Below are 2,392 nucleotides of genomic sequence, written 5' to 3'. Positions count from 1 at the left end.
TGATGGCGCTCATTGAAAATGCTCAGTCCTGCTCACCGTAAGTGCTCACCCGTGTGGCTCCGCCGATGAGGGCGGGTCTCCTTCGATGCTGGTGGTCTCTGACCACGCACCAGCACCTCGAAGGAGACCCGCTTTCTCATGTTGACATGGGAGGACGATGTGGAGATACACGCACTGCACAAGCGAGGCTGGACGATCTCGGCGATCGCCCGGCACACCGGCAGGAACCGCCGGACGGTCCGCAACTACATCAATGGCGTCACCACGCCGGGCGTGCGCAAACGGTCCGGTGAGGACCCGTTCGAGCCGTTCGTCGACTACGTCACGGCCCGGCTGCGCGAGGATCCGCACCTGTGGGCGCGGACCTTGTGCGACGAACTCGAGGACCTCGGCTACGCGGCGTCGTATCAGACGCTGACCCGCCAGATCCGCACCCGCAACCTGAGGCCCGTCTGTCACTCCTGCGCGGGCGCAACGGAGCGCCCGAACGCGGTGATCGAGCATCCGCCGGGTGAGGAAACCCAGTGGGACTGGGTCGAGCTGCCGGACCCACCCACCTCCTGGGGCTGGGGCAAGACCGCGTATCTGCTGGTCGGCTCGTTGGCGCATTCGGGCCGCTGGCGCGGGGTGCTCGCCCCGGCGATGACCCAGCCGCACCTGATCGACGGCCTCGACCGCGTCTGCCGCAAGCTCGGCGGCCTGACCCGCACCTGGCGGTTCGATCGGATGGCGACGGTCTGTCACCCCGACAGCGGGAAGGTCACCGCCACGTTCGCCGGCGTCGCCAAGCACTACGGCGTGGCGGTCGCGATCTGCCCACCGCGGTCCGGGAACCGCAAAGGGGTGGTCGAGAAGGCCAATCACACTGCGGCGCAACGGTGGTGGCGAACTCTTCCCGATGACGCCACGGTCGAGCAGGCCCAGGCGAGCGTGGACAGGTTCTGCAGTCTGCGGGCCGATTCCCGGATGCGCGCCACCGCCGACGGTAAGGCCTCGGTGCTGACCGTCGCCGCCCGCGAACCGTTGACGCCGGTGCCGGCGAGCCCGTATCCGGTGGTGCTGCGCGAGCCGCGGACCGTCTCGCGGCAGGCATTGGTGCCCTACCGCGGCAACCGCTACTCGGTGCCCCCGGAGTTGGCCGCCGCGCAGGTGAGCATCACCCGCAGACTCGGCAGCGAGGTGATCGACATCGTCACCGCCTCGCAGATCACCGTCGCCCGGCACCGCCTGGCTCCGGACGGAGCCGGGGTCGTGGTCCGCGATCACGGCCACGTCCACGCCCTCGAACAAGCCGCGATGGCCGGTGCCGCGGCCGGTGGCCGGCCGCACCGCCGCAAGGAACGTATCCCGCCCGGACCCGACGCCCTCGCTGCGGCAGAAGCATTGCGCGACAACAGCACCGACCATCACTCACCGTCGACCGCACCGCGGTCGACGGTCACCGACCTGGCCGCCTACGAGCGCGCTGCCCGTGGAAGGAACACCCTCGCATGACCACCACGCCCGCCTCCGACACCACCATCGCCACCACCCCGCAGGCCACGAGCCTCTACCAGCGCCTGCGCGGACACCTGGCGACGCTCAAGCTGCACGACGCCGCCGAAGCCCTGCCGTCGGTCCTCGACCGGGCGCAGAAACAGGGCCTGTCGATGACCGCCACCCTCGAACAGCTGCTCTCGATCGAGGTCGACGCCACCGAAGCCAGGCGCCTGGCCGGACGGCTGCGGTTCGCGTGCCTGCCCACCCCGGCCTCGCTCGAGGACTTCGACTTCGACGCCGCGCCCGGACTCGACCGGGCGCTGATCGCCGAGCTGGGCACCTGCCGGTTCCTCGAAACCGCGACGAACGTCCTGCTCATCGGCCCACCCGGAGTCGGCAAGACCCACCTGTCGGTCGGGCTCGCCCGGGCCGCCGCGCACGCCGGCTACCGCACCTACTTCACCACCGCCGCCGACCTCGCAGCCCGCTGCCACCGCGCCGCGATCGAGGGCCGGTGGGCGACGACGATGCGGTTCTACGCCGGACCGACCCTGCTGGTGATCGACGAACTCGGCTACCTCCCGTTGCCCGGCGAGGCCGCATCCGCGTTGTTTCAGGTTGTGGCGCAACGGTATCTGAAGACCTCGATCGTCATCACCACCAACCGCGGTGTCGGCGAATGGGGTGAGGTCCTCGGCGACACCACCGTCGCCGCCGCGATGCTCGACCGGCTTCTGCACCGCTCCGTCGTCCTGAATCTGGACGGCGATTCCTACCGTCTGCGCGATCACCACGCCCGAGCCGAAAAGCTCCGGCAGGCCACCACCGGCACCCGGCAACCGCTACAGTGAACCCTGCTCACGGGTGGGCACTTCCACCGGGCACAGTTGAGCACTTTCGATGAGCCTCATCA

The 2,392-nt window shown here is 69.6% G+C and carries 2 protein-coding genes; both read left to right on the top strand.

Translation table 11 applies throughout. The features are described 5' to 3' along the window. Window positions 1-138 precede the first annotated feature (138 nt). The gene (locus G6038_RS30560; RefSeq protein ID WP_165042641.1) at window positions 139-1,494 is read left to right on the top strand and encodes a DDE-type integrase/transposase/recombinase; all 1,356 of its coding nucleotides are present in this window, start codon (window positions 139-141) and stop codon (window positions 1,492-1,494) included. After that, on the top strand, window positions 1,491-2,330 hold the full coding sequence (gene istB / locus G6038_RS30555) for an IS21-like element helper ATPase IstB (protein ID WP_165042639.1): 840 nt from the start codon (window positions 1,491-1,493) through the stop codon (window positions 2,328-2,330). The genes G6038_RS30560 and istB overlap by 4 nt, the downstream gene beginning before the upstream one ends. Window positions 2,331-2,392 lie beyond the last annotated feature (62 nt).

Origin of the sequence: Rhodococcus sp. 14C212 (assembly GCF_011058195.1) — a bacterium.
GTDB lineage: Bacteria > Actinomycetota > Actinomycetes > Mycobacteriales > Mycobacteriaceae > Rhodococcus > Rhodococcus aetherivorans.
Note: the sequence above shows the minus strand (reverse complement) of the source record. Positions and strands in the feature narration are given on the sequence as shown.

Bases quoted from the DNA above. Each gene is read 5' to 3' on its own strand.
- G6038_RS30560 (WP_165042641.1), top strand. From the start codon at position 139: ATGTTGACATGGGAGGACGATGTGGAGATACACGCACTGCACAAGCGA.
- istB (WP_165042639.1), top strand. From the start codon at position 1,491: ATGACCACCACGCCCGCCTCCGACACCACCATCGCCACCACCCCGCAG.